This window comes from Armatimonas sp. (assembly GCF_043760365.1).
Lineage (GTDB): Bacteria > Armatimonadota > Armatimonadia > Armatimonadales > Armatimonadaceae > Armatimonas.
Genome location: NZ_JAYUPA010000196.1, coordinates 1 through 5,907, shown reverse-complemented (window position 1 = coordinate 5,907; position 5,907 = coordinate 1). Strand labels below are relative to the sequence as shown.

The following is a 5,907-nucleotide window of genomic DNA, read 5'->3' as shown; positions in this document are numbered from 1 at the left end:
CCACAAACGCGGAGGCCAAGCGGGTGAGCAGGCCGGGGGGCATGGCATCGCGGGCGGCTTTGGCACGCTCCTGCGCTTCGTGGGCGGCCTCACGGGCGGCAGTGGCTGCGCGCTCCTGCGCCTCACGCATCTGCTCCTGGGCAACACGAAGCCGATCCTGTGCCTCGCGGATGGGATCGCTCATGGGTGTGCTAGCCCTTTCAGGTAGAGCCACTCCTCGTGGGTGTCGAGGTCGCAGGCAAGGTGCGGGTGGGCATCTCGTAGCACCTTACAGCGACAGCCCGTGAGGGCCGTGGCACGCACCACTGCATCCGCAACACTCAGCCGACCCGTGGCAAATTTCAGCGCAAAGCTTAAGCCGAGTAGCTGCGCCATTTGCCACTGGCTTTTGCGGGCGTTAAAAACTCTCTCAAGTAAGGCGCGGTTCCGGGCAATGGCGGCGGGGCGCATTAGAAAGACCGAACCGCCCGTTAGCTCGCCGTCGCTGAGACGAGTCCAAGCGCCTGGTGTTCCTGGAAAGCGCGCCTCGTAGCGCTGTCGGTCGGTAATCGGAAAGACAATGTCGGCGTCCTCGGGGGCGTTCTCCACCAGCCAACGCACGGAATCCGCGCACAGGTACGGCAGATCCGAGGCGGCAAAGAGCGCAAAACCCTCGCCAGCATCCACGGCTTTCAGCCCTCGGGAAAGATTCTCAATGCCGCTATCGCCTTCTGCAAGCAGGCGGTTTGGGTGCGTGACATGCGGCTCCAGGTGCGCGACGGGGCCCACCACTACCGTCTCTCTGACCACACCCGAGCTTGCCAGCGCCTCCAGGACACGCTGGAGCATAGGAGCACCGTCTAGTGCCACCAGTGCTTTCACACTCTGCCCGGTCACCTCCGCCAGAGCGCCGTCCAGCCGCCCGCCTGCGGTCACAACGGCGGGAATCACCGCACGAGCACTTTCAGCTCGCGAGGGCGGACATCAATGTTCATCGGAGTGAGCCCCCGCACCTCGCCGTCAATGTTGAGCGGCTGCGGTGGGATCGTCCCCACGACCAGCTTGCGCACTTGCAGCATCTCCACGGCGGGGTGGTCTAGGTGCTTGCCCATCGCCACGAGCTGGATGACCGGGAGCAGCTTGAACTTCGACATCTGCTTAATAATCATCACATCGAGTCGTCCGTCGTCTAGTTCCGCGTGAGGCGCGGCCTCCATCCCAGCGGCATAGACCTTGCCGTTGAGCACCGAGACCATAAATGCACGCATCTGGCGCTTCTCCCCATCGTCGGCAGTGATCGTGAGCGCGAAAGGCTTGTACTTGGCCAGTGTTTTTAAGATCGCCAGGCGAAAGGCGAGCTGCCCGCTGACAAACTTAATGCCCGTGTTCATCGTGTGCATCACGGCGGCATCGAAGCCCGTTCCGGCGTTGTTGATAAACGGGGTGCCGTTGATCATTCCCACATCAATGCGCTTGGTAACTCCCCCCAGAATGGTGGCACAGGCCTCACGGGTTTCGAGCACGAGCTTTAAGTTGCGGGCCATGTCGTTGCCCGTGCCCACGGGGATTATTCCCAGAGTTGCTTCGTGAGGTGCATCGCCATCGGCCTTTGCCTGGAGAATCCCGCGCATGACATCGCCGACGGTTCCATCGCCGCCAAAAGCCACCACAACCTCGTGGGTCTTCGCCGCTTTCCGGGCCAGCTCGGTCGCGTGGCCGGGGCGCTGGGTCGGAACCCACTCGAACGCTGGCCCTAGGTGTGCCTGCGCTTCGTCTTTGCGCTTGGCACCCAAGCCCCGCCCGGCGACCGGGTTATAAATCACCACTCCGCCTTCGCTGACTAGATGTTCCATTGCCGGATTGTAGCGTACCCCGCTCTATTGAGCAATGGGAGAAAGGTCCTGTTATGCTCCTGTAACGCTGCCGTCACGATAAACCTGTAGGATAGTTACCAGGAGTTTTTGCCATGAAACGATTTGTACTTGTCTTGCCCATCACCGCAGCGCTTGTCGGCACTGTTAGTGCCCCCACGCTTGCCCGCACCCAGGAGAGCCGTCCGGAGCTGATGAAGCGCGCTGAGGCGCTGTCTACTGCGAAAGACTGGGCTGCCGCCGAGGCACTCTACAACAAAGCCATTGCGCTTGACCCTAAAGATGCCCTGGGCTGGCTGATGCGCGGCTTTGTACGCTCGCAGAACAATAACTTGGATGGCGCGATCTCCGATAATACGAGCGGGCTGACGGCGCTTGCGCTCTCGGATGGTACGGCGCACCTGCGGGCGATTGGCTACACGAACCGCGCCGATGCGTGGCGTGCCAAGAACGAGCCATACCGTGCTTTGGTAGATGCGATTGCGGCCTGTGTCTCCGAGGAAGGCTTTGCGGCCGCTTGGACGCTTCGTGCTGATGCTCAGTACCTCCTGGGGAACCTGGAGCAGGCGAAAATCTGCCTTGAAAAAGCGCTTTCTCTGGATAAGAGCCGCACCCGCACCTATACCGAGGAGGGTGCCCAGAGAAATGCGCTTGGTCGCCGCGCCATTGATGAGAAGACAGACATTGATCCGGCATTCAAGGCCGCGATGGCAGCGGCAACAGCGGGAGAGAACGACAAGGCGATGACGGGCTACACCGAGATTATTGAGATTCGGCCTCTCACGCCTGGTGCTTGGGGAAACCGAGGTAACCTGCATTTCAATGCCAAGCGCTACGAGGTGGCTATTGCGGACTACTCTGTCGCTGTCACTGCTGCTGGTGTGACGAAGTCCGTGGAGACACAGGCGATAAACCTCACGAACCGGGCGCTAACTTACTCCCGGCTGGGGCGGCTGGCCGAAGCGGTGAACGACCTGGAGCTTGCGGTGAAGGTAAAACCTGACTACACACGGGCAATTGATCTGCTCAAGACGACCCGTGAGAAGCTTGCGGCGATGCCGTCGGAGACGCTGCCGCCACTGGAGCGGGCAGCGCAGTATCTGGCGCAGGCGGAGAAGGGAGGGCTCTTTAACTCCGCCTCGCCCCGCGCTGCGGCAAAGAAGATTCTCGACGAGCTAATCACGGCGGAGCCGAAGAACGCTGCAGCACTGGTGCTCCGTGGAAGGCTAGAGAATCTGGGAATGATCGGGGTTGTCAAAGAGGCACGAGCGTTCTTTGACCGTGCGCTTGCCGCTGATCCGAACAACGCCGATGCGCTCTACGAGCACGCGCTGGCGCTGACGAGTAGCTTTACTGCAACCGATGCCGACCGGGCGCAGTCGCTCAAAGAACTCAAGCAGGCTGTGGCACGAGGACGAACCGATGCCAAAGCCCGCCTGAAGCTGGCCGATGCGCTGAGCGGGGCTCGGGATCTCTCGGGCGCGGGCGAGCAACTCGATCTGGTGGTCAAAGCGGAGCCCCAGAACCCGGAGTATCTTGTCAAGCGCGCGGTCTTGCGCCAGCAACAGAAGGACTGGGGCAAGGCAATCGCCGACTGGAGCCAGGTCGTGGCGCTCAAGCCCACAGCAGGAAACTACGCCAGCCGGGGCGATGCCTACGTGGAGAACCGGCAGTACCCGGAGGCGATTGCGGACTTCGACCAGGCCATTATGCTGGCTCCCAACGACGCTGATCTTCTGGTGGGACGGGCGCGGGCCAAGCGACTCAAGGGCGACAAAGCCGGGGCACTCACCGATTACACAAAAGCCCATGAGCAGGATGAAACCCTGCCCGCTGTTGCGACCAATCTGTCGGATGCCGATAAATCTGAGGCGGCTCGCCATGACTTCAAGCGGCTTCTAGGCAAGCTCGCCGACTCCAGCAAGCGGCTCGGGGAGAGCTCGCTTGCTGTGATCAAGGCGCAGCGGGCGAAAGATAAGGCCGAGGCGCGGCTCCGCAGGCTACTCACGGGAGACAAGCGCACCGATGCAGAGATTCTGACTGAGTTTGACAGAGAGGCAAAGTTTGACACGCTCGACGAAGAGGACTACCTGAGCCGGTCGCGAGTGCTTGCACGGCAGGAAAAGCTCGATGCCGCGATTGCCGACTGCACGAAAGCCCTTTCCCTGAAGAGCGACTACCACGAAGCCTACAACTGGCGTGGTGTTTGCTACGAGACCAAGAAAGACTTTGAGAAAGCCTTCGCTAACTACGATAAAGCCGTCTCGATTCGGCCCAAGAGTGCGACATATCTGTGTAATCGTGGGGATATGCACTACGCACTGAAGCGTTTCGATGCCGCCTGGAGTGACTATGATAAAGCCGTCACCGAGGAGCCCAAAGACGCGACCAACTACTTCAAGCGGGGGAATGCTAGCTTCCAGCGTAGCAAGTTCGATGACGCGATCAATGACTACACGAAAGCGCTGGAGCTCAAGCCCGATCTAAAGGCTGCCGAGGATAATCGTGAGGTAGCCAAGCGGCGCAAAGCGGCGGGAGGGTAGGGGGATTTCCCGGTGGCAAGCGCCACCGGGAAGCCTGGCGCTCAGCGACCTAAGAAACGGACGATCGAGGAGTTCATACGATCATCGGAGTTGGTGGCGTAGTGATCTAAGTGGGCGAGCTCGGGGCTGGCGGTGCAGCGGATCAAGACGCCGCCTCTCTCAATGCCCAGAACGACGGCGGGGAAGATCGCAACTTTTCCGTTGACAAATTTATGGATGACCTCGATCTTATCGCCGACACGCACGGGGCCGGTAGGGCCGCTGTTTTCCGCGCGTAGCGAGAGCGCCTCGACTGCTTCGTCAGCGGTGAAGCGGTCGCCGTAGTGGACGTTGTATTTCTTTCCTTCAACGGTGGTAATAGTGGCCTTCTGCCAGTAGGTTCCCCGGAACACCTCGACGGTGGCCCCGGCGGCGAATGTCGGTGGGACGGCTTGATCAGGCGCCTGCCGAGAAGGGGCGACGGTAGGTTTTGCTGGTTTTACTGTGGCAGTTTTGTTTGGTTTAGGGGTTGTCTTTGCGATGGTTGTGGGAGCGCTGCCAACGCGTGGCCCGTTGTGCCAGGAAGCGCCAATGGTGGACTGTAGCCCGATGGTCAGCTCGCCTTTTTCGTTCTTACCGTTGGGGTAGACCACGTAGTCGTTGCCGTATTTTGCCTTCTGCAAGACAAGAATATACTGGGGATCATCGCTCTTGATCCACTGACCTTGGACAAGATCTGTTGAGGAGACGCGCCACGCGAAGGTTCCGTTGGCGCGGATCACGAGGATGCCATTAATCGTAAGCATCGCCTGATTCCGCTCCCCCGTCGTGAAGCCATTGTCTTGTTTGCGGACATTGTCAATGGTTCGGGCAAGCACATTTCCGACATTCCAGGTTCCCATCCAGAGTGCTGGATTCCATTCATTGGTGTAGGGCTTGCTCCATGCGCGTACTTTTGGCGAGTAGACATAGACATCCCGGTGAACGCCTCCGGTCGCCACCTGGCCGAGCGTGAGAATCCGCACCCTATACTTTGGCTCGCCTTCCTGAACCGTGAGCACCTGCCCGACAAAAGTTTTTCCTGACTGAAAATCATCCTGGCCGACGCCACTAAACTCAACAATGTCTCCGACACCGAAGTCGGTGCGAGCACTGGCTTGGGAAGGGGCAAACATGAGAGCGAGCAGAAGGAGCGCGAGTGGAGCCCAGCCGCGCCACGGGTTTGTTTTCATCGTTGCCTCGTCACGGTGCAGGGAAGGTTGTCGCTTTTGATTCACCGACAATCCGCCTGCACCGCTTGTGATGTAGCCACTTTAGCAAGGCAGCGTGAAAGAAACGTGACAAGAAGTCTTAACGGCGCTACTCATCGTCGTCATGTCCGCCCGTTGGCGGCTGATAGAGCGCACTGGGAAACGGCACGGTTGGTTTCTGTGAAGTCCAGATCGCGCGTGCGACGGTCTCAGCATTGGCCTTGTCTACATCATCCCAGTTGAGGTTCTCGCAGGCTTCGGCAAGCCGACGTGCTTCACCGGAGA

Annotated in this window: 4 protein-coding genes and 1 pseudogene; 1 reads left to right on the top strand and 4 read right to left on the bottom strand. The window is 59.9% G+C overall.

The genetic code is table 11. The features are described from left to right. From ACH2EH_RS04825 to ACH2EH_RS04815, 3 genes and pseudogenes are all read right to left on the bottom strand, one after another. Positions 1-184, bottom strand: a pseudogene (locus ACH2EH_RS04825) (hypothetical protein); the annotation flags it as partial. Next, positions 181-930, bottom strand: coding sequence for an NTP transferase domain-containing protein (locus ACH2EH_RS04820; RefSeq protein ID WP_395139467.1), 750 nt, complete (start codon positions 928-930; stop codon positions 181-183). The pseudogene ACH2EH_RS04825 and the gene ACH2EH_RS04820, both read right to left, overlap by 4 nt. Further along, positions 927-1,832, bottom strand: coding sequence for a diacylglycerol/lipid kinase family protein (locus tag ACH2EH_RS04815; protein WP_395139465.1), 906 nt, complete (start codon positions 1,830-1,832; stop codon positions 927-929). Before ACH2EH_RS04815 ends, ACH2EH_RS04820 begins: the two co-directional genes overlap by 4 nt. 113 nt (positions 1,833-1,945) lie before the next feature. Between ACH2EH_RS04815 and ACH2EH_RS04810 the strand changes: the two genes are divergently transcribed. Further along, on the top strand, positions 1,946-4,393 hold the full coding sequence (locus ACH2EH_RS04810; RefSeq protein ID WP_395139463.1) for a tetratricopeptide repeat protein: 2,448 nt from the start codon (positions 1,946-1,948) through the stop codon (positions 4,391-4,393). A 41-nt stretch (positions 4,394-4,434) separates the two neighbouring features. Here the strand turns inward: ACH2EH_RS04810 and ACH2EH_RS04805 are convergent, their stop codons facing one another. Then, entirely contained in the window at positions 4,435-5,604 is a 1,170-nt protein-coding gene (locus ACH2EH_RS04805) for a hypothetical protein (RefSeq protein ID WP_395139462.1), read from the bottom strand. Between the last annotated feature and the right edge of the window lie 303 nt (positions 5,605-5,907).

Excerpts from the sequence above, each read along its gene's own strand:
- ACH2EH_RS04815 (WP_395139465.1), bottom strand. The coding sequence starts at position 1,832 with ATGGAACATCTAGTCAGCGAAGGCGGAGTGGTGATTTATAACCCGGTC.
- ACH2EH_RS04805 (WP_395139462.1), bottom strand. The coding sequence starts at position 5,604 with ATGAAAACAAACCCGTGGCGCGGCTGGGCTCCACTCGCGCTCCTTCTG.
- ACH2EH_RS04810 (WP_395139463.1), top strand. The coding sequence starts at position 1,946 with ATGAAACGATTTGTACTTGTCTTGCCCATCACCGCAGCGCTTGTCGGC.